Origin of the sequence: Streptomyces paludis, from assembly GCF_003344965.1 — a bacterium.
GTDB lineage: Bacteria > Actinomycetota > Actinomycetes > Streptomycetales > Streptomycetaceae > Streptomyces > Streptomyces paludis.
Genome location: NZ_CP031194.1, coordinates 6423980 through 6443868, shown reverse-complemented (window position 1 = coordinate 6443868; position 19889 = coordinate 6423980). Strand labels below are relative to the sequence as shown.

The 19889-nt window shown below is 73.3% G+C and carries 16 protein-coding genes and 1 pseudogene; 12 read left to right on the top strand and 5 right to left on the bottom strand.

From position 1 onward, the window contains the following. Positions 1 to 24 precede the first annotated feature (24 nt). The 4 genes from DVK44_RS28485 to DVK44_RS28470 all read left to right on the top strand — a co-directional run bounded on the left by DVK44_RS28485 (position 25) and on the right by DVK44_RS28470 (position 5181). Positions 25 to 819, top strand: coding sequence for a DUF4142 domain-containing protein (locus DVK44_RS28485; protein WP_114663280.1), 795 nt, complete (start codon positions 25 to 27; stop codon positions 817 to 819). Positions 820 to 1005: 186 nt separating this feature from the next. Next, on the top strand, positions 1006 to 2355 hold the full coding sequence (locus DVK44_RS28480) for a DUF692 domain-containing protein (RefSeq protein WP_114663278.1): 1350 nt from the start codon (positions 1006 to 1008) through the stop codon (positions 2353 to 2355). Positions 2356 to 2362: 7 nt separating this feature from the next. After that, positions 2363 to 3325, top strand: coding sequence for a TIGR04222 domain-containing membrane protein (locus tag DVK44_RS28475; protein WP_114663276.1), 963 nt, complete (start codon positions 2363 to 2365; stop codon positions 3323 to 3325). A 191-nt stretch (positions 3326 to 3516) separates the two neighbouring features. Further along, positions 3517 to 5181, top strand: a complete 1665-nt coding sequence (locus tag DVK44_RS28470; RefSeq protein WP_114663274.1) for an alpha/beta hydrolase — start codon at positions 3517 to 3519, stop codon at positions 5179 to 5181. A 15-nt stretch (positions 5182 to 5196) separates the two neighbouring features. On the opposite strand, the gene aztA is transcribed toward DVK44_RS28470, so the two are convergent. Further along, positions 5197 to 5943 (bottom strand): zinc ABC transporter ATP-binding protein AztA, encoded by a 747-nt coding sequence (gene aztA, locus DVK44_RS28465; protein WP_114663272.1) that lies wholly within the window; start codon positions 5941 to 5943, stop codon positions 5197 to 5199. A gap of 15 nt (positions 5944 to 5958) precedes the next feature. Here aztA and aztB point away from each other — a divergent pair, with 15 nt between their 5' ends. From aztB to aztD, 4 genes and pseudogenes are all read left to right on the top strand, one after another. Then, positions 5959 to 6861, top strand: a complete 903-nt coding sequence (gene aztB, locus DVK44_RS28460) for a zinc ABC transporter permease AztB (protein WP_114663270.1) — start codon at positions 5959 to 5961, stop codon at positions 6859 to 6861. Next, positions 6858 to 8096 (top strand): annotated as a pseudogene (locus DVK44_RS28455) (hypothetical protein). The gene aztB and the pseudogene DVK44_RS28455 overlap by 4 nt, the downstream one beginning before the upstream one ends. Continuing rightward, a complete protein-coding gene (aztC, locus tag DVK44_RS28450) occupies positions 8093 to 9079 on the top strand; it encodes a zinc ABC transporter substrate-binding protein AztC (protein WP_114663268.1) in 987 nt (328 codons plus the stop codon). Before DVK44_RS28455 ends, aztC begins: the two are co-directional and overlap by 4 nt. An 89-nt stretch (positions 9080 to 9168) precedes the next feature. Beyond that, positions 9169 to 10386: a zinc metallochaperone AztD gene (gene aztD / locus DVK44_RS28445; RefSeq protein WP_114665504.1), complete on the top strand. Its 1218-nt coding sequence runs from the start codon at positions 9169 to 9171 to the stop codon at positions 10384 to 10386. Here the strand turns inward: aztD and DVK44_RS28440 are convergent. The 3 genes from DVK44_RS28440 to hemG all read right to left on the bottom strand — a co-directional run bounded on the left by DVK44_RS28440 (position 10370) and on the right by hemG (position 14450). Beyond that, a complete protein-coding gene (locus DVK44_RS28440) occupies positions 10370 to 11902 on the bottom strand; it encodes a glycosyltransferase family 39 protein (RefSeq protein WP_114663266.1) in 1533 nt (510 codons plus the stop codon). The genes aztD and DVK44_RS28440 overlap by 17 nt on opposite strands. Before the next feature lie 369 nt (positions 11903 to 12271). Continuing rightward, positions 12272 to 12988, bottom strand: coding sequence for a hydrogen peroxide-dependent heme synthase (gene hemQ / locus DVK44_RS28435; protein WP_114663255.1), 717 nt, complete (start codon positions 12986 to 12988; stop codon positions 12272 to 12274). A gap of 4 nt (positions 12989 to 12992) precedes the next feature. Beyond that, positions 12993 to 14450: a protoporphyrinogen oxidase gene (hemG, locus tag DVK44_RS28430; protein ID WP_114663254.1), complete on the bottom strand. Its 1458-nt coding sequence runs from the start codon at positions 14448 to 14450 to the stop codon at positions 12993 to 12995. Between the two features lie 145 nt (positions 14451 to 14595). Here hemG and DVK44_RS28425 point away from each other — a divergent pair, with 145 nt between their 5' ends. Together DVK44_RS28425 and DVK44_RS28420 are read left to right on the top strand one after the other, a co-directional pair. Continuing rightward, on the top strand, positions 14596 to 15561 hold the full coding sequence (locus DVK44_RS28425; RefSeq protein WP_114663252.1) for a DUF4349 domain-containing protein: 966 nt from the start codon (positions 14596 to 14598) through the stop codon (positions 15559 to 15561). A gap of 76 nt (positions 15562 to 15637) precedes the next feature. Next, positions 15638 to 17017 (top strand): FAD-dependent oxidoreductase, encoded by a 1380-nt coding sequence (locus tag DVK44_RS28420; protein WP_114663250.1) that lies wholly within the window; start codon positions 15638 to 15640, stop codon positions 17015 to 17017. Between the two features lie 22 nt (positions 17018 to 17039). On the opposite strand, the gene hemE is transcribed toward DVK44_RS28420, so the two are convergent. Then, positions 17040 to 18104 carry a uroporphyrinogen decarboxylase gene (gene hemE / locus DVK44_RS28415; RefSeq protein ID WP_114663248.1) on the bottom strand — a complete coding sequence of 355 codons (1065 nt, stop codon included), beginning with the start codon at positions 18102 to 18104 and terminating at the stop codon, positions 17040 to 17042. Positions 18105 to 18195: 91 nt separating this feature from the next. On the opposite strand from hemE, the gene DVK44_RS28410 reads away from it, so the two are divergent. Together DVK44_RS28410 and DVK44_RS28405 are read left to right on the top strand one after the other, a co-directional pair. Next, positions 18196 to 18912, top strand: coding sequence for a DUF3000 domain-containing protein (locus DVK44_RS28410; RefSeq protein WP_114663246.1), 717 nt, complete (start codon positions 18196 to 18198; stop codon positions 18910 to 18912). A gap of 258 nt (positions 18913 to 19170) precedes the next feature. Further along, complete coding sequence (locus DVK44_RS28405) at positions 19171 to 19830, top strand: helix-turn-helix transcriptional regulator (RefSeq protein WP_030350743.1); 660 nt, start codon at positions 19171 to 19173, stop codon at positions 19828 to 19830. The last annotated feature ends 59 nt before the right edge of the window (positions 19831 to 19889 follow it).

The following is a 19889-nucleotide window of genomic DNA, read 5'->3' as shown; positions in this document are numbered from 1 at the left end:
ACATTCGGTTCGGGAGGCAGCACATTGCGACGCATCAACGGTTCGGCGCTCATCATCGCGGCATTGGTCGCGACCGTGGCGGCACTTGCCTTCCCCGTGTGGTCGTACGCCGACCGTTCCGGAACGGGACAGGCCAACATCGCGGCGTCCACCGTCTCCACCCAGTGGGGACCGCTGACGGCCATGGACCGCGATCTCATCGTGAAGGTACGGCTGGCCGGGCTCTGGGAGCTGCCGGCCGGGCAGCAGGCCATCGACCGGGCGCCCAGCCAGGCCATCAAGGAGTGCGGTGACCACCTGGTCGTCGGCCACACCGACCTGGACAAGCGGGTCGTGTCCGTGGCGGCGAAGCTCGGGGTCGAGCTGCCGAACCAGCCGAACGAGGATCAGCAGGGCTGGCTGAGAGAGCTGTCGGAGGCCCAGGGCGAAGAGTACGAGCGGAAGTTCGCCCAGCTGCTGCGCAACGCGCACGGCAAGGTCTTCTCCGCCATCGCGCTGGTGCGTCACACCACCAGGAACGAGCTGGTCCGGCAGCTGGCGAGTGACGCGAACATCACCGTGCTCGACCACATCACGATGCTGGAGGCCACCGGCAAGGTCGACTTCGACGCCCTCGCCAACGAGGCCGCCGGCAATCTGACCGCCAGCCCGGTCGGCCCGCCGCCGCCGAACGGCAACCTGCCCCCGGCCCCGGTGCCGGTCGAGCCGTCCGCCGGTGTGACGGTCACCTCGGAGCCGTCCACCCAGCCGGGTGCGCCGACCGCGATCAACACCAACCGGCCCGACCCGGAGGAGCCGGTGGCGCCCGCCCCCTCCTGATGTCCCACGGCGTCCCCACGGCGGATCCCTCCCCTGTCTCATCGGGGGAGGGATCCGCCGTTTACGTGCGGTATCCGGGCCGACTGTGCCAGGAACCTCAAATCAACCTCTGAACGTCTCCCTTGCTGGATTCGGCGGCGCCCGTGCGGGCGATAGCCACTGCACACGAAGGGCGAGGGGGACGCTATGAACGGCACATCACAGGGAAGTACGCCACGGCTGGGCGTCGGCATCGGGTGGCGCCCCGAGATCGCCGACGCGGTGGAGGCGCTGCCCGGCGTCGACTGGGTCGAGGCCGTCGCGGAGAACCTCTGTCCCGGCCATCTGCCGGACTCACTCGTACGGCTGCGCGAGCGCGGTGTCACCGTCGTCCCGCACGGTGTCTCGCTCGGGCTCGGCGGCGCGGAGCGGCCGGACCCGCGGCGGCTCGCGGACCTCGCGGAGCGGGCCGGGGCGCTCGGCTCGCCGCTGGTCACCGAGCACATCGCGTATGTCAGGGCGGGCGGGCCGCGTACGGCGTCGCCCGTGCTCGAAGCGGGCCATCTGCTGCCGGTGCCGCGCACCTGGGACGCGCTGCGCGTGCTCTGCGAGAACGTACGGATCGCCCAGGACGCGCTGCCCGTGCCGCTGGCCGTGGAGAACATCGCCGCGCTGATCGCCTGGCCGGGCGAGGAGCTGACCGAGGGCCAGTTCCTGGCGGAGCTGGTCGAGCGCACCGGGGTCCGGCTGCTGATCGACGTCGCCAATCTGCACACCAACCACGTCAACCGCGGCGAGGACCCGGCCACCGCCCTGGCCGAACTGCCGGTCGAGGCGATCGCGTACGTGCATGTCGCGGGCGGCATCGAGCGCGACGGCGTCTGGCACGACACCCACGCCCATCCGGTCACCCGGCCCGTGCTCGACGTGCTGACGGAGCTTCGGCGGCGGGTCGACCCGCCGGGCGTGCTGCTGGAGCGCGACGACGACTTCCCTCCGGCGCCGGAGCTGGCTGGGGAGCTGACGGCGATCCGGGAGACACTCGACGCGGCGGCCGGGCGGTACGCGCCCCGTACGGTACGTGCTCCGCGTACGGCGGCCGGCGCCATGGACATCGGCACCGGCAGCGGCACCGGCACCGGCACCGACGACGCCCGCCAGCGGCTCGCCCTCGCGCAGACGTCCCTGCTCTCCGCCCTCGTCGCCGGTACGCCCGTCCCCGAGGGGTTCGACCGCCGGCGGCTGCGGGTCCAGAGCCGGGCCCTCTCCGTCAAGCGCGCGGGGGTCGTCGCCAAGGTCGCCCCCGAGCTGCCGGAGATCCTCGGCGACGGCTACCGCCCCGAGTTCCTCGGGTACGCCGCGAGCCGGCCCATGCGCGCGGGCTACCGTCGGGACGCGCTCGACTTCGCCGAACATCTGCTGATCGCCGGGCGGCCCGAGAGCCGGCCGGCCCGGCGCCGTCTGTCGCTGTGGTGGCAGGAGCGCGCCGGAGCGCGTCCGCCGCGCCGCGCGACCCGTCTGGTCCGCGTGGCCCGAGCCGCACTCGCGGGAAAGTGAACCTGCCATGAACAACGCCGTCGTACTGACGCTCCATGTGCTCATAGCCCTGTCGTCCCTCACCCTCCTCATCAGCGTTCTCGTGGTGCGCCGCGGCGACCCCGCCGCGCCGCCCATGGACGCGATACCCCTCACGCGGCCGACCGATCTGGAGGCCGCCTACCTCGGCGGCGGGCCGCGCCGGGTCGCGGAGACCGCGATCGCCACGATGCAGGGCGACAGCCGGCTGGTCGTCGGCGGCCCCGGCATCGTCGCCGTACGGGTGCCGGTGGCCCACAACCCCGTGGAGCAGTCGGTGCTCCAGGAGTTGGCGACGGCCCGGAGCGGCTGGGTGCTGCGGCTGCGGCAGTCGGTGGCCGCCTCCGCCGCCGTACGGGAGCTGGGCGAGACGCTCGTCCGCCGGGGGCTGCTGGTGCCTCCGGCGCGTACCCGGGCCTGGCGGATGTGGGGCATCGTCCACGGCATCGTCTGCTTCGTCGGGCTGCCGGCGGTCTTCATCGTGAGCGTCATCAGCGAGGTCAACTCCACCTCGGCGTTCATGGAGTCCACCTCCGACGACGCGTTCCCGCCGTTCGCGCCCTCCTTCACCCTGCTGCCCACGCTGTTCGCGGGCATGGCCCTCGGCTTCCTGTCGGCGGCGCTGGCGACCTGGCCGCGCACCCGGGCCGGACGGCGGGCGCTGCGCGCCTTCCGGGACACGGCACGGCGGCCGGGCGCGAGCGTGAGCGAGATGGTGGCGGTGTACGGGGTGGGCGGCGTGCCCGACCCGGTGCTGCGCCGGTATCTGCGGGCCGGCGGCCGGGTGCCGGCCTTCGGCTCCACCGCCGGTGCCTCGTCGGGCGGCAGCTCCGACTCGCACTTCGGACACAGCTGCGCCGGGGCCGCCTCCTGCGGAGGGGGCGGGAGCAGCTCCTGCGGCGGCGGAGGCGGTGGAGGCGGCGGTTCCTGTGGCGGAGGCGGTGGTTCCTGACGCGTTCCGGCGGTCCGTCACCCCTCCTGCCGGTCCGTCACCCGCCCTGTCCCGGCGCGTGGGGCGTGGACGCGGGGCGCATCGGGGTCATTGGTGCCGACACCGTCCGGTGGTCCTTGCGTCGTCCGGGCGGCGCCGCGTTCTCTCGGTCCGGCGGTTGATCCCACAGCCGCACGCACGGAGGGAACGCGATGAGAGCAGTAGTGAAGTGCGGGACGCTGACCGCCCTCGGCTCCCTGGTCCTGTCGGCGCTCGTCGCCGCCCCCGCGAACGGCGCGGTCGCGGCCGGGTCCGGGTCCGGTACGGACCCGGTCGCCGCCGCGCGGGCCCGGGCCGCCGAGACCCGGGGGGTGGCGCGCGCGGCCGAGCGGGCCGCCGCGGCCGGGATCGCGTTCGGCGCCTGTCCGGAGGCCGAGTCGCTGCCCGCCCCCATCGCCTGCGGCACGGTAGAGGTCCCCCTCGACTACGCGGCGCCCGACGGCCGGACGATCTCCCTGACCGTCAGCCGTGCCGCGGCGAGCGGGCCGGCGGACCGGCGGCAGGGCGCGCTGGTCTTCAACCCCGGTGGCCCGGGCGCCTCCAGCATGTACTTCCCGATGGCCGCCGCACTGCCCGAGTGGAAGCGGATCGCCGCCGCGTACGACATCGTCGGCTACGCGCCCCGGGGGGTGGGCCGTTCGGCGCCGCTGTCCTGCACGGACCCGGCGGACTCCCTGAAGGGCCCCACCCCGTCCCCCGTCCACCCCTCCGAGTCGTACAAGCGCGAGCGGATCGCGGAGGCCCAGGCGTACGCGCGGAGCTGCGCCGACCGCGGCGGGGACAAGCTGGCGCACCTCACCTCGCTGAACAACGCCCGGGATCTCGATGTGCTGCGCGCCGCTCTCGGCGAGCCGAAGCTGACGTTCATGGGCGCGTCGTACGGCACGTACTTCGGCGCGCTGTACGCGACGCTCTTCCCGTCCCATGTCCGCCGGATGGTCTTCGACTCGGCGGTCAACCCGGATCCGGAGCGGATCTGGTACCGCAACAACCTCGACCAGTCGGCCGCGTTCGAGCGGCGCTGGACGGACTTCCTGGCCTGGGTCGCCAGACACGACAAGGCGTACCACCTGGGCACCGACATCGAAGAGGTGCGGAAGAGCTACGAGAAGGTGCGCGCCGGGGTCACCCGTGAGCCGGCCGGCGGCACGGTCGGGCCCGGTCAGCTCCAGGGCGCGATGCTGTCGGCCGGTTACTACGACGACTACTGGGCCCTGCGCGCCACGGCGCTCTCCGAGTACGTCAAGGGCAACCCCAAGCCGCTGATCGAGCAGGCCACCGCACACCCCGAGGCCGCCGCCGACAGCGAGAACGGCAACGCGGTCTACACGGCCGTCGAGTGCAATGACGCGCCGTGGCCGACGGACTGGAGCGTCTGGGACCACGACAACACCGAACTGGCCCGTACCGCGCCCTTCGAGACGTGGGACAACGCCTTCATGAATCTGCCGTGCGCCTACTGGCCGGCGCCCCGGCAGACCCCGCTCGATGTCGGCACCCGGCCGGGCGAACTGCCCCCGACGCTGATCCTGGCCGCCGAACGGGACGCGGCGACCCCGTACGCGGGCGCGCTGGAGTTGCAGCGGCGGCTGCCGGGGGCGGTGCTGGTGACCGAGCGGAACGCGGGCACGCACGGGGTCGCGGGCGGCGGCAACACCTGTGTCGACCGCTATCTGGAGGACTATCTGCTGAGCGGACGGGCTCCGGTACGACGCGCCGACTGCGCGGCCCGCGCCGAGCCGAACCCGATCTCGCTGGAACCGGCGAACAGGCTTCTCGACCCGCACCGGAGGCTCGCCGCGGCCTCGCGCCGCTGACCCCGGGGCCGGCGCTCAGCGCGGCGACTGCCACACGCGGGCCAGGGCCGCCGTGGTGAGGACCTCGTCCGGACGCCCCCGTCCGGCGAGGCGGCCGTCCTGGAGCAGGAGGCACGCGTCCGCGGCGCGCGCGGCCTCCAGGTCGTGGGTGGCCTGCACGACCGTCACCCCCTCGGCGACGAGCGCCGTCAGCAGCGCCCCGATCCGCTCCCTCGCCTCGGGATCCAGGCCCGTGGTCGGCTCGTCGAGGAGCAGCAGGTCCGACTCCTGCGCCAACCCCTGGGCGATGAGGGCGCGTTGGCGCTGGCCGCCCGACAGCTCGCCCAGCTGGCGTGGGGCGAGGTCACCGATGGCGAGCCGGTCGAGCGCCGCGTCCACGGTCGCGTGGTCCCGGCGGGTCAGCCGGCGCCACGGCCCGCGCTCGCCCCAGCGTCCCATCTCCACGGTCTGCCGCACGGTGAGCGGCAGGGTGTCGCCGACGGCTCCGCGCTGCGGTACGAACGCGGGTGGCCGGCCGCCGTGGTGCTGGAGATGGCCGGCTGTCGGGGGGATCACCCCGGCGAGCACCCCGAGCAGGGTGGACTTGCCGCTGCCGTTCGGCCCGACGAGCGCCGTCGTGGCCGACTTCGGTATCCGCGCGCCGACTTCGCTCAGCACGGGACGGCCCGGATAGCCGGCGCACAGACCGGAGAAGTGGATGCGCGCGGTCCGGTCCGGGGCGGGGGCGGGCGAGGACCGAGGTTTTTTGAACATGATTTTCATTGTAGTGTCTCGGTCATGGAATGGTTGACGACCCCGTTCGAAGTGACCTTCGTGCAGCGGGCTCTGTGGGGCGGGATGCTCGTGTCCGCGATCTGCGCTCCGGCGGGCACCTGGGTGGTGCTGCGAGGGATGGCCTTCCTCGGCGACGCCATGTCCCACGGGCTGCTGCCGGGTGTCGCGCTCGCCGCGCTGCTGGGCGGGAACCTCATGGTGGGCGCGGTGGCCAGCGCCGCCGTCATGACCGCCGGAGTCACCGCGCTCGGCCGGACGGCGCGGCTCTCCCAGGACACCGGCATCGGGCTGCTGTTCGTCGGCATGCTCTCGCTCGGAGTGATCATCGTGTCGCGGTCGCAGTCCTTCGCGGTCGACCTGACCGGCTTTCTCTTCGGTGATGTCCTCGCCGTCACCCAGCGGGACCTGACCGTGCTCGCGGTGGCGCTGTGCGCGGCGCTGGCCGTGTCGGTCCTCGGGCACCGCGCCTTCCTGGCCCTGGCGTTCGACCCGCGCAAGGCCCGGACCCTGGGGCTGCGGCCCCGGCTGGCCCACGCGGTGCTGCTCGGACTGCTCGGGCTGGCGATCGTCGCCTCGTTCCACATCGTGGGCACGCTGCTCGTCCTCGGGCTGCTCATCGCGCCACCGGCCGCAGCGCTGCCCTGGGTGCGGAGTGTGCGCGGGGTCATGGTGCTCGCCGCCCTGATCGGCGCGGCGGCCACATTCGGCGGCCTGCTGCTGTCCTGGCATCTGAGCACCGCCGCCGGGGCGACCGTCGCCGCCCTCGCGGTGAGCCTGTTCTTCCTCTCCCACGCGCTGTCCGGGCTGCTCCGGCGCCGGGCGGGCCATGCCCCCGCGCGTCCCTCCGTACCAGCCGTACCGGCCGTACCCGCGCCGGCCGAAGGAAGCCCGAGGCATACGTCATGACCCTCCGCAGAAACGTTACTTCGCAGGTGTCGGCCGCCCTGGTCCTCGCCGCGCTGCTCGCCACGGGCTGCTCCGCGGACCAGGGCGACGGCTCCGCGGCGGGCTCGCCCGGATCCTCCTCCGCCGCTGCGCACGGTTATGTCGAGGGAGCCCAGGAGTCCGCCGAGCAGCGGTCCCGGCTCCTCCTCAACGACCCCGGCAGCGGAGACAGCGCGGTCCTCGACCTCATCACCGGCACGACGCACCGGACAGCGCCGGTGAAGGGCGCCGTACGGCTGACGACGGACGGCAGGTTCGGCTAGCTCCACGCGCCCGGCGGCACCCATGTGCTCGACAGCGGCGCGTGGATGGTCGACCACGGCGACCATGTCCACTACTACAGCGCGGCGATACGGGACGTGGGCCCGCTCCCCGTGGACGGCCGGGCGCTGGTCCGCGCCGATATCGCCGTGACCGCGGTGACCGACGGGAGCGGGCGCGCCGCCCTCCACGACCGCACCGCACTGGAGAAGGGCACGGTCACGCCCCCACGGACGCTGCCGGGCACCTACACCGGCGCCGTCGTGCCGTACGCGGAGCATCTGCTCGCCTTTGTGGACGAGGGCGGCGCCCCCGCACTCGTCGTCCTCGACCGCGCGGGAAAGCGCGTCGCCTCCCCGGACGCGGAGTGCGAGGCGCCGCGGGGAGACGCCGTCACCCGGCGCGGCGTGGTCCTCGGCTGCGCCGACGGCGCGCTGCTCGTCCGGGCGCGCGACGGCGCGTTCACCGCCGAGAAGATCCCCTACGGACAGGACGTACCGGCGGGGGAACGGGCCACCGCCTTCCACCGGCGCCCCGGCAGCGACACCCTCACCGCCCCGGCCGGAGACAGCGCCGTCTGGGTCCTCGACGCCGCCGAGCGGCGCTGGACCCGGGTGGAGACCGGTCCGGTCGTCGCGGCCAACACCGCCGGAGAAGGCTCCCCGCTGCTCGTGCTGGAGACCGACGGCTCGCTGTACGGCTACGACATCGCCACCGGGGAGCGGACCGCGCGGACGGAGCCGCTGCTGACCGGGGAGGTCCGGGCCGGGGCCGACGGCGGCGCTCCCGTCATCGAGGTGGACCGCGGCCGCGCCTATGTCAACGACCCCGAGGGCAAGAAGGTGTTCGAAATCGACTACAACGACGGTCTGCGCATCGCGCGCTCCTTCGACCTGGCCGTCAAGCCGGTCCTCATGGCGGAGACCGGCCGATGAGCCGGACCGGGGCGAGACGGCGCGCGGCAGCGGGCCCGGCGCGGGTGCGCGGCCCGTTTCCCGTACTGCTCGCCCTGCTCACCCTTGTCACGGCCGCCACCGCCACCGCCTGCGCCACCGAGCACGGCCGGTCCGACATCGTCGTGACGACCAACATCCTCGGCGACATCACCCGGGAGATCGTCGGCGACCAGGCGGAGGTCACGGTGCTGATGAAGCCCAACGCCGATCCGCACTCCTTCGGCCTCTCGGCGGTGCAGGCCGCCCAGTTGGAGCGGGCCGGTCTGGTCGTCCACAACGGCCTGGGGCTGGAGGAGAACGTCCTGCGGCATGTGGCCGCCGCCCGCGCGTCCGGTGTCGCCACCTTCGCGGCCGGTGAGGCGGCCGACCCGCTCACCTTCCGCACGGCCGACGACGGCGGCCCCGGCGGAGAGGCAGGACAGCCCGACCCGCACTTCTGGACCGACCCGGACCGGGTGCGCAAGGCCGTCGGCCTGATAGCCGACCAGGTCATCGAGCATGTCGACGGCGTGGACGCCGACGCGATACGCGCCAACGCCGCCCGCTACACCGGTGAACTCACGGACCTCACCGCCTGGATGGAGAAATCCTTCGGCCGCGTTCCCGAGGACCGGCGGGCCCTGGTCACCAACCACCATGTCTTCGGCTATCTCGCAGAACGCTTCGGCCTCCGGGTGATCGGCGCGGTCATCCCCAGCGGCACCACACTGGCCTCCCCCAGCTCCTCGGACCTCCGCTCACTCACCGAGGCGATGGAACAGGCGGGCGTACGCACCGTCTTCGCGGACTCCTCCCAGCCCAGGCGGCTCGCCGAGGTGCTGCGTACGGAGCTGGGCGGCCGGGTCCGGGTCGTCGCGCTCCACTCGGAGTCGCTGACCGCCGAGGGCGGGGGCGCGGACACGTACCTGCGGATGATGCGCGCCAACACCACCGCCATGACGGGCGGCCTCACCGGCGACTGACCGACCTGTCTCCTGCTTTCCCCGCACATCACACACCCCCATGCCGCCACCGAGCGGCGCGGAAAGGAAACACACCAATGAACGCACCCATGAACACGTCGATACGCCGCAGAGCCGTCACGGGCACGGCACTCGCCCTGGCGGTGTCCACCGTACTGACCGCCTGCGGAGGAGAGGACTCCTCCTCCGCGGCCTCCTCCGCCTCCGGCGCCAAGGCCGATGCCACCGCGACCGCGACACCCGCCGCGGCGGTCAAGGACCCGCTGGTCGTCACCTTCGACGGCGGCCTGTACATCCTGGACGGCGAGAGCCTCGAAACGGCCGGGACCCTCGCACTTCCCGGCTTCAACCGGGTCAACGCCGCCGGTGACAAGGACCATGTCATCGTCTCCACGGACACCGGCTTCCGCGTCCTGAACGCCACCGCCCAGGCCCTCACCGGTATCGAGTACAAGGGCGCCAAGCCCGGCCATGTCGTACGTCACGCGGGCCGGACCGCGCTCTTCACCGACGGCACCGGAGAGGTCAACGTCTTCGACCCGGCCGCGCTGAGCGGCGGCGAGAAGCCGGAAGGCCGCACCTACACCTCGGCCGAGGCACACCACGGCGTCGCCATCGAACTGGCCAACGGCGAACTGCTCAGCACCCTGGGCACCGAGGAGAAGCGCACCGGCGCGCTGGTGCTGGACAAGAACGACAAGGAGATCGCGCGCTACGAGAACTGCCCCGGCGTGCACGGTGAGGCCGCCGCCAAGAACGAGGCGGTCGCCGTCGGCTGCCAGGACGGCATCCTGATCTACCAGAACGGCGCGTTCACCAAGATCGACGCCCCCGACGACTACGGCCGTATCGGCAACCAGGCCGGCAGCGACCTCTCACCGGTCCTGCTGGGCGACTACAAGACCGACCCCGAGGCCGAGTTGGAGCGCCCGACCCGTATCTCCCTCATCGACACCGCGAAGAAGAAGCTGCGCCTGGTGGACCTGGGCACCAGCTACTCCTTCCGCTCGCTCGCCCGCGGCCCGCACGGCGAGGCGCTGGTCCTCGGCACCGACGGCGCTCTCCACGTCATCGACCAGAACACCGGAAAGACCGAGAAGAAGATCCCCGTCGTGGGCGAGTGGCAGGAGCCGCTGGACTGGCAGCAGCCCCGGCCCACCCTCTTCGTCCGCGGCACCACCGCCTACATCTCCGAGCCCGGCAAGAAGGCCCTGCACGCCCTGGACCTGGAGACGGGGAAGAAAATCACCTCCGTCACCCTGCCGAAGAGCACCAACGAGCTGTCGGGCGTCATCGCCGGGCACTGACCCCGGCCCGTACCCCCCGCTGCCCCGCCCCCGCCGCCGCTTCCCGGTGCGGCGGCGGGGTGCGCCGCTCGTACACCGTCACCCGGCGCCCGCGGACCTGTTCGTCCGCCACCACCGTGAAGTGCTCGCGCAGTACGGAGATCTTCGTCCGGTCGCGCGCCCCCGACAGCGGCTTCGCCACCTCCCGGGCGTCCGTGACCAGCAGGATCCGCCGCTGGGCCAGCATCGCGTCCCGGATCCCGGCCGGGCCCGCCTCGACGCCCTTCAGCGTCCCGGACTCCACCGGGCTCCGCGTCAGGGCGATGTCCCGCAGCCCGGCGAACGCCCCGGGAGAGACCGACCGGGTGTCGCGCCGCGCGGCCGGTACGAACACCACCGCTCCCCCGGATCCCTTCAGCCGCCGTACGTCGGCCGCCACCGCGAGGACGTCGTCCACCCGGCTCGCCGGGGACCGCTTGGCCAGCGAATGCGGCAGCAGGGCCGCCGCCACCACGGCGACCGCCCCGGGAAGGATCCAGACCGACGCGCGCGGGAAGCGCGGCCCGGCCGCCCGTACCGCCGCGCCGAGTCCCACACCGATCAGCAGGGCCAGACCCAGCAGGCTGAACACCACATAGCGGTCCACGAACAGCGGGTGCGCCAGCGAGAGTCCGGCCAGTCCGAGCTGCGGCACCGCCAGCAGCGGCAGTCCGACGGCCGCCGCCGGTGGCCGGCCCGGGCGGGGCCGGTCCAGCAGGGCGCCGAGGCAGCCGATCGCCAGCAGGACCGCGGGGCCGATCATCATGTGCCAGGTCAGCGGCGGTATCCAGGACACCTGCTCGGACTGGCTCCGGCTGAAGAGGATCAGCGGCAGCACCCCGGCCACCGCCACCGTCGCGGCCACCGCCCAGCGCGTGCCCGTACGGCGCCCGGCCCGCGCCCAGACCAGGGTCACCAGATGGGCGGGCAGGATCATCAGGGACAGCCAGTTCAGCAGTCCGGACAGCAGGATCACCGCGCCGTACGCGCCCCAGAGCGCCGCCCCGCCGCGCCCCTCCAGCGCCCTCACCAGCAGCAGGGTCGCGATGCCCGCGCAGGCCGCCACCAGCGCGTACGGGCGGCCCTCCTGGAGGTAGAACTGCACGGCCGGCAGCAGCCCGAACGCCATCCCGCCGCCCAGCCCCGCCCAGAACCCGGCCAGCCGGTGGCCGATGACCGCCACACAGGCCGCGGCCACCGCCATCGCCAGTACGGAGGGCAGCCGCAGCGTCGTGGTGCTGGGCCCGAAGGAGGCGAAGAGCCCCCGTATCAGCAGGTAGTAGAGCCCGTGCACCACATCGACCTGCTCCAGCATGCGCCGGATGTCGGCGGTGGAGCGCAGTGCCACCTGCCAGGTCGCGGCCTCGTCACGCCACAGGCTCCGCTCCCGGGACAGTCCCCACAGGCCGAGCGCCAGGGTCCACAGCACCGGGATCGGCCAGACGGGCAGTCGGCTCCGGAGCAGCGCTGCCCGGAGCGGGGCTATATGGGAGATCATGAACCGGTTCAGACCCTCGGATCGGCGACGCGGGCCGAGGCGACCGGCCCGCGGACATGAACGAGCGCTCCCGGAACGGCTGTTGAGCGGCTCGCGGTGCCGGGAGGCCCGGCGCCCACACTAACCGGGGAGGGCGGGTGTCATGTCCATATTTATTCCTGAGGGTGCTCTGCGCATGCTCTCGGGGAGCACCGACCCGGGTTCCATCGGCCGCGCGCGGTCAGCGGCCGATGGGAACCCGAAGCCGAACCCGGTGTCGCTGGACGGGCGGGCGCGCAGCAGGGAACTGCCGCCCGTCGTCTGATCTTCCGGGTGGAATGGCCGCGTCCGCCGCTGAGCGGGCGGACCCGGCCACGTCAAGTGCGGGCCCTATGCGAGCCCGGCCACCAGATCCGCCACCGACTTGCGGCGGCCGGTGTAGAACGGCACCTCTTCCCGTACGTACAGGCGCGCCTGGGAGCCGCGCAGATGACGCATCAGGTCGACGATCCGGTACAGCTCGTCGGCCTCGAAGGCGAGGATCCACTCGTAGTCGCCGAGCGAGAAGGATGCCACAGTGTTGGCACGCACGTCCGGGTAACCGCGCGCCATCTTGCCGTGGTCCGCGAGCATCTGGCGCCGCTCCTCGTCCGGCAGCAGGTACCAGTCGTAACTGCGGACGAACGGATAGACGCTGACGTAGTCGCGGGGTGTCTCGTCGGCCAGGAAGGCCGGCACGTGCGACTTGTTGAACTCGGCGGGGCGGTGCAGCGCCATGTTCGACCAGACCGGCTCCAGGGCGCGGCCCAGGCGGGTGCGGCGGAAGCGGTTGTACGCGTCCTGGAGTTCGTCCGCGGTCTCGGCGTGCCACCAGATCATGACGTCGGCGTCCGCGCGCAGCCCGGACACGTCGTACGTGCCGCGTACGGTGATGTCCTTGGCGCCGAGCTGGTCGAACAGCTCCTGGACCTCGTCCGCGTAACCGGTGCGGTCCTCGGGCAGCGCGTCCCGGAGCCGGAAGACGGACCACAGCGTGTAGCGGATGACCTCGTTGAGGTCCCTGGCCTTCTTGCCCGCGTTCGGGATCTTCTCTGGAGCAGCAGTCATACGGCTATTCTCCCGCGCCCCGGGCGGTGCCCCGCGCCGGGGTGGACGTGGCGATGATCTCGTCCGCGGCCCGTTGCGCGCTCGCGACACAGGCCGGGATGCCGACGCCGTCGTACGCCGCGCCGCAGACCCGCAGGCCCGGGAGTTTCGCCACCGCCTCGCGGATCCGCGCGACCCGGTCCAGATGGCCGACGGGGTACTGGGGCAGCCCGTCCGTCCAGCGGGTCACCTCGGTGGCCACCGGCCGCGCGGTGAGTCCGGTGGCCGCGCCGAGGTCGCGCAGGGAGACATCGACGAGTTCGGCGTCCTCGCGCTGGAGCTGCTCCTCCTCGCCGTAGCGGCCGATGGAGGTGCGCAGGAGGAACAGGCCGGGCGCGGCGTCGGCGGTCCAGCCCCACTTGCGGGTGGAGAAGGTCGACGCCTTGATGGTGCGGCCGTCGACGGGCGGGACGAGGAAGCCGCTGCCGTCGGGCAGTACGGGGTCCGCGTCCGCGCGCCGGAACGCCATGGTGACCAGGGCCATCGAGGCGTACTCGACGGTGGCGAGCCCGGCGGCGGCGGCCGGGGACTCGTCGGCGAGGAGTACGGAGGCGGCCCAGGCGGGGGCCGCCATGATCACCCCGTCGGCGGTCAGCGGGCGTCCGGTGGTGCGGATGTGCCAGCCGTCGGCGCGGCGGGCCAGGCCGAGGACGGGGGTCTCCAGGACGATTTCGCCGCCGGCCGCCCGTACGGCGTCGGCGACGGCGTCGGCGAGCCGGCCCACCCCGCCCTCGACGCCGGCGAAGACCGGCCGCGCGGCGGCCAGGGGGTCCTGGCCGCTCTGGAGGCCGCGGACGGCCGCCAGCAGTGAGCCGTGGGTGCGGGCGGCTCCGAAGAGCTGCGGGACGGCCGCCTTCATGGAGATGCGGTACGCGTCGCCCGCGTAGACCCCGCCGAGCAGCGGCTCGACCAGCCGGTCGACGACCTCGCGGCCGAGCCGCTCCGCCACGTACGCGCCGACGGCGATGTCGTCGCCGATCTCGGTGGGTGGCAGTCCGGGCTCCTCGGCCAGCCGGGCGAGGCCCTCCTCGGAGAGCAGTCCGGCGAGCGCGGCGGGGTCGCCGGGCACGCCCATGACATGGCCCCGGGGCATCGGCCGCAGCCGCCCGCGGGTCCATACGGAGGCGGTGGTGGCGGTGGGCGGCTGGAGCCGGGGGCCGAGCCCGACGGCCTCGGCCAGGGCGACTCCCTCGGGCCGGCGGGCGAGCATCGACTCGGCGCCGAGGTCGACGGGGGCGCCCTCGATCTCGCCGGCCCACAGCTTTCCGCCGAGCCGGGCGGTGGCCTCCAGGAGGGTCACCCGTACCCCGGCGCCCAGCAGCCGGTGCGCGGCGGCCAGACCGGCGATACCGCCCCCGATGACGACGACATGGCGGGCGGCGGGTGCGGCCGGGTCCCGGTGTGGTGCGCGCGACGACTCCATGCGCCCACTCTCTCAAACGGCGGGTCCGCCCCCGCATCCCGTACCGAGTCCCGACCGTGACCGCTTCGGAACCTCGGATGGGCAACCCGCGCACCCGCCCCGTACGTCGAACCGGCATCACGACAATCACCTCAGGGGGCCGGTCATGCGCAGGACGCCGATGATCGCGGCAGCACTACTCACCCTCTCGCTCGTCCTCACCGGATGCAGCGGGATCGACTCCAGCTCCAGCGACAAATCGCTCGCGCAGGACGCCGGCCAGCCGGCCGACGCGAAGGGCGGCACCGGACAGGGCGCCGCCGACCAGGTGGGCGCGGGCGCGCCGGGCGGCAAGGGCAAGGCCGCGGACACCACGAACCCGGCCGGGACGCAGGTGATCCGTACCGCCCGGCTGTCCGTGCGGGTCAAGAACGCCGAGAAGGCGGTGGAGGTGGCGCGGGCGGCGGCCGGGACCGCGGGCGGTCTCGTGCAGAGCGAAGTCACCGAGAGCGGCGGGGCGGACGACGGGGTGCACTCGACGGTCGTGCTGCGCGTCCCGCAGGAGTCGTACGACGCGGTCCTGCGCGAACTCGCGGGCACCGGCAAGCTGTTGTCGCGCAGCACGAACGCCAAGGACGTCACGGACCAGGTGGTCGACGTCAACAGCCGGATCGCCTCGCAGCGGGCGAGCGTGGCACGGGTGCGCGAGCTGATGGACCAGGCCGTCAAGATCAGCGACGTGGTCCAGCTGGAGGGCGAGCTGAGCACCCGTCAGGCGGAGCTGGAGTCGCTCCTGGCGCGGCAGGCGTCCCTGAAGGACCGTGCCTCGCTGGCGACCATCACCCTGGACCTCAGCGAGGCTCCGGCGAAGGTGGCGGAGGAGAAGAAGAAGGACAGCGAACCGGGGTTCCTGGACGCGCTCGGAGGCGGCTGGGACGCGCTGGTCACGACCGTGCGCCTGATCTCGGTGGTGCTGGGCGCGGTGCTCCCGTTCGCGGCCGTGTTCGGCGCGCTGTACGTGCTGTGGCGGCTGGTCAGGGGCCGGTGGGTACGGGACCGCCGCCCGGCCGGGGCGGCGGCCGGGGCCCCGGAGGAGCAGGGGGCCGACGAGCAGCGGGGCGAGCGGGACTGATCCCTGCGTACCGGCGTAGCGTGCCTCCGGGATCCTGACGACGGAAGGATCCCGGCGACGGAGAGAGGTGCACGCGATGGCGGCGGAGCGCATGGTGGTCATCGGCGGCGACGCGGCGGGTATGTCCGCCGCGTCGCAGGCCCGCAGGGAGCGGGGGCCGGCGGAGCTGGAGATCGTCGCCTTCGAGCGCGGCCACTTCACCTCGTACTCGGCCTGCGGCATCCCGTACTGGGTGGGCGGGGACGTCCCGGAGCGCGCCGCGCTGATCGCGCGGACGCCCGAGGAGCATCGAGAACGAGCCATTGATCTGCGGATGCGTACCGAGGCCGTGGAGATCGATGTTCCCGGGCAGCGGGTGCGGGCCCGTGACCTGGCCACCGGTGCGGAGAGCTGGACCGGCTTCGACAAGCTGGTCGTGGCGACGGGCGCGCGGCCGGTGCGGCCCGCGCTGCCCGGTATCGGCGCGCGGGGTGTGCACGGGGTGCAGACCCTGGACGACGGCCAGGCGCTGCTGGACACCCTGGACGGTACGGAGGGCGGGCGCGCGGTCGTCGTCGGCGCGGGCTATATCGGTGTCGAGATGGCGGAGGCGCTGCTCAAGCGGGGGTACGAGGTGACGGTCGTGCACCGGGGGGAGCAGCCGATGGCGACGCTCGACCCGGACATGGGGCGGCTCGTGCACACGGCGATGGACGCGATGGGGATCACCACGGTGGGCGGCGCGGCGGTCACCGCGATCCGGACCGGCGCGGACGGCCGGGTGCGGGCCGTGGTCACCGAGGACGCCGAGTATCCGGCCGATGTCGTCGTGCTGGGCATCGGTGTGGAGCCGGAGACCACGCTGGCGGGCGCGGCGGGGCTGCCGCTCGGGGCGTACGGCGGGCTGCTCACCGATCTGTCGATGCGGGTGCGCGGGCACGGGAACATCTGGGCGGGCGGCGACTGTGTGGAGGTGCTCGACCTGGTCTCGGGCGCGCACCGCCATATCGCGCTCGGCACCCACGCGAACAAGCACGGCCAGATCATCGGCGCGAACGCGGGCGGCGGTTACGCCACGTTCCCCGGGGTGGTGGGGACGGCCGTGAGCAAGGTCTGCGCGCTGGAGATCGCCCGGACCGGCCTGCGCGAGAAGGACGCCGACCGGGCCGGGCTGCGGTATGTGAGCGCCACCGTCGAGTCCACCAACAGCGCCGGTTACTACCCGGGCGCGGCCCCGATGACGGTCAAGATGCTCGCGGAGCGCCGGACGGGCCGGCTGCTGGGCGTCCAGATCGTGGGGCGCGAGGGCAGCGCGAAGCGGGTGGACATCGCGGCGGTGGCGCTCACGGCCGGGATGACCGTGGAGCGGATGACCACCCTGGACCTCGGTTACGCGCCGCCGTTCTCGCCGGTCTGGGACCCGGTGCTGGTGGCGGCGCGCAAGGCGGTGGCCGCGGTGCGCGCCGCCGGTATGTAGTCGTCGTCCGTACGGAGGGTCCTCAGCGGGCCGTCTCGCTGTGGACGTACGCGACCAGCCGGGAGAGCGCGTCCGGGTCCATGGTCGGCAGGACGCCGTGGCCGAGGTTGAAGATATGCCCCTCAAGACCGGCCGCCGCGTCCAGCACCTCGCGGGTCTTGGTCTCCACCGCGGCGGTGGGGGCGAACAGCACGGCCGGGTCCAGATTGCCCTGGAGCGCCTTGCCGGGGCCGACCCGGCGGGCGGCCTCGTCGAGCGGGACGCGCCAGTCGACGCCGACGACATCCGCGCCGGCCTCGCCCATCGCGCCGAGGAGTTCGCCGGTGCCCACGCCGAAGTGGATGCGCGGGACTCCGTAGGGGGCGACGGCGTCGAAGACCTTGGCGGAGGCGGGCTGGACGGAGCGCCGGTAGTCGGCGGGGGCCAGCGCGCCCACCCAGGAGTCGAAGAGCTGGACGGCGCTCGCGCCCGCCTCGATCTGGACCTTGAGGAAGGCGGCGGTGATGTCCGCGAGCCGGTCGAGCAGATCGGCCCAGAGCTGGGGGTCGCCGTACATCATCGCTTTGGTGTGCTCGTGGTTGCGGGACGGGCCGCCCTCCACGAGATAGCTGGCGAGGGTGAAGGGCGCGCCGGCGAAGCCGATGAGCGGGGTCTCGCCCAGCTCGGCGGTGAGCAGGCCCATGGCCTCGGTGACGTACCAGACGTCGTCGGGGGTGAGGTCGCGCAGCCGGGCGAGGTCGGCGCGGGTGCGGATCGGTTCGGCGACGACGGGGCCGACGCCCGGCTTGATGTCGAGATCGAGGCCGATGGCCTTGAGGGGGACGACGATGTCGCTGAAGTAGATGGCCGCGTCGACCTTGTGACGGCGTACCGGCTGGAGGGTGATCTCCGCCACCAGCTCGGGCCGCATGCAGGACTCCAGCATCGGAATTCCCTCACGGACCTTCAGATACTCCGGCAGTGAGCGCCCCGCCTGCCGCATGAACCAGACCGGCGTGTGTGGCACGGGCTCGCGCCTGCATGCCTTCATAAAGGCCGATTCGTACGTCTTCGTCTGCTGGCCCGAAGGGCGGTCGTTGGCGCTCACGACCAGAATCTTCGCATGTACGGGGAAGCCGCGGCCCCGGGCCGGGTGTCCCTCCCCGCACGGGACGCGGGTTCCGCCTACTCTTCCCCGCATGGCTGCGGCTCAGGGACAGTTTTCCGATCATTCCAACGGCACCGAGGGAACAGGCGGCAAGGGCGGCATGGAGAGCGATTCCGCACCGGTCGCACCGGCCGTTCCGGCCGCGTTCCGCGCGGCGGTCGACGCACTGCGGGCGGCCCGGCCGCGGCCGGGGATCGAGCTGGACCCGACCCCGCCGCCGAAGCGGCTCGCACCGTACGCGTACGCGGTGGAGGCGGCGGTGGTGGACGGGGAGGACGATCTCGCGGACGGCCGGCTCATCCTGCTGCACGACCCGTCGGGCCATGACGCCTGGCAGGGCGCCTTCCGGCTGGTGACGCTCGTCCGGGCGGAGCTGGAGCCGGAGATGGCCGCCGATCCGCTGCTGCCGGAGGTGTGCTGGTCCTGGCTGACGGGCGCACTGGAGGCGCGCGGGCTGTCGTACGGGGAGGCGAGCGGGACCGTGACACGGGCCGGGTCGCACTACTTCGGCGGTCTCGCGGAGCGCGGGCCGGTGACCCAGATCGAGATCCGGGCGTCGTGGACCCCGCGCGAGGGCCGCGGCGGGGTGCCGGACACGGCGGCGCATCTGGCGGCCTGGTGCGATCTGCTCTGTCAGGTCGCGGGGCTGCCGCCGCTCTCCCCGGGGGCGGTGCCGGGGCCCGGCGAGACCGGGGCGGGCGCGGGTGTGGTGTCGCTGCCGCAGCGGCGGGGGCCACAGGCGCCGTGAGGTGGCCCGGGGCGTGCGCGGGGGCGCTTTCGGCCGGGCCCGGACGGGGGTCCGTACGGGGCCCGTCCGGGGGACCACTCGTAGGATGATCGATCACGTATCCGAATTGCCCGAATTGTTACTCACTAATTCGTGATCATTCTCTAAAGGCGAGCGGGATTGCTGCCGAAGAGGTCATTGACCCTTCCCGCACGGTTCGCCCCGGTCCTCAGCCCCATCCCCGGCCGGCTCCGACCCGCACCTTCCCCAGGAGGCCTGGTGTCCGTTCTCCTTGAGCAGCCCGCAAGCCTGGTCGCCTACCGCCCGAACAAGCCGACGGCCATGGTCGTCGTGGCCGACCCCCGCGTCCGCTCCACCGTCACCCGCCACCTGTGGGCCCTCGGAGTACGGGACGTCATCGAGGCGTCGTCCATCGCGGAGGCCCGCCCCCGCGTCGGCAACCCGCGCGACATCTGCGTTGCCGACGTCCATCTGCCCGACGGTTCCGGGCTGACCCTGCTGTCCGAGACCCGCGCGGCGGGCTGGCCCAACGGCCTCGCCCTCTCCGCCGCCGATGACATCGGCGCGGTGCGCAACGCCCTCGCGGGCGGCGTCAAGGGCTATGTCGTCACCGGAACCCGTACCAACATCGGCCACCCGGGCCGCCCCGGCGCCGCCCCCATCGGCGCCGGACAGCGGATGCACCGCCGCCCGCCCGGCGCCCCGAGCCACCCCGGCGGCTACCGCGAGCTGTCCGGCCGCGAGGTCGAGGTGCTCCGGCTCGTCGCCGAGGGCCAGTCCAACAAGGCCATCGGCGTGTCGATGGGCCTGTCCGCCCTCACCGTGAAGAGCCACCTCGCCCGGATCGCGCGCAAGCTCGGCACCGGCGACCGGGCCGGAATGGTCGCCGTGGCCCTCCGTACCGGAATCATCCACTGACCACTTCTCGCCCCCACCGCCCGTCGACGGAACGTTCCGTCGACGGGCGCCGTCCGTTC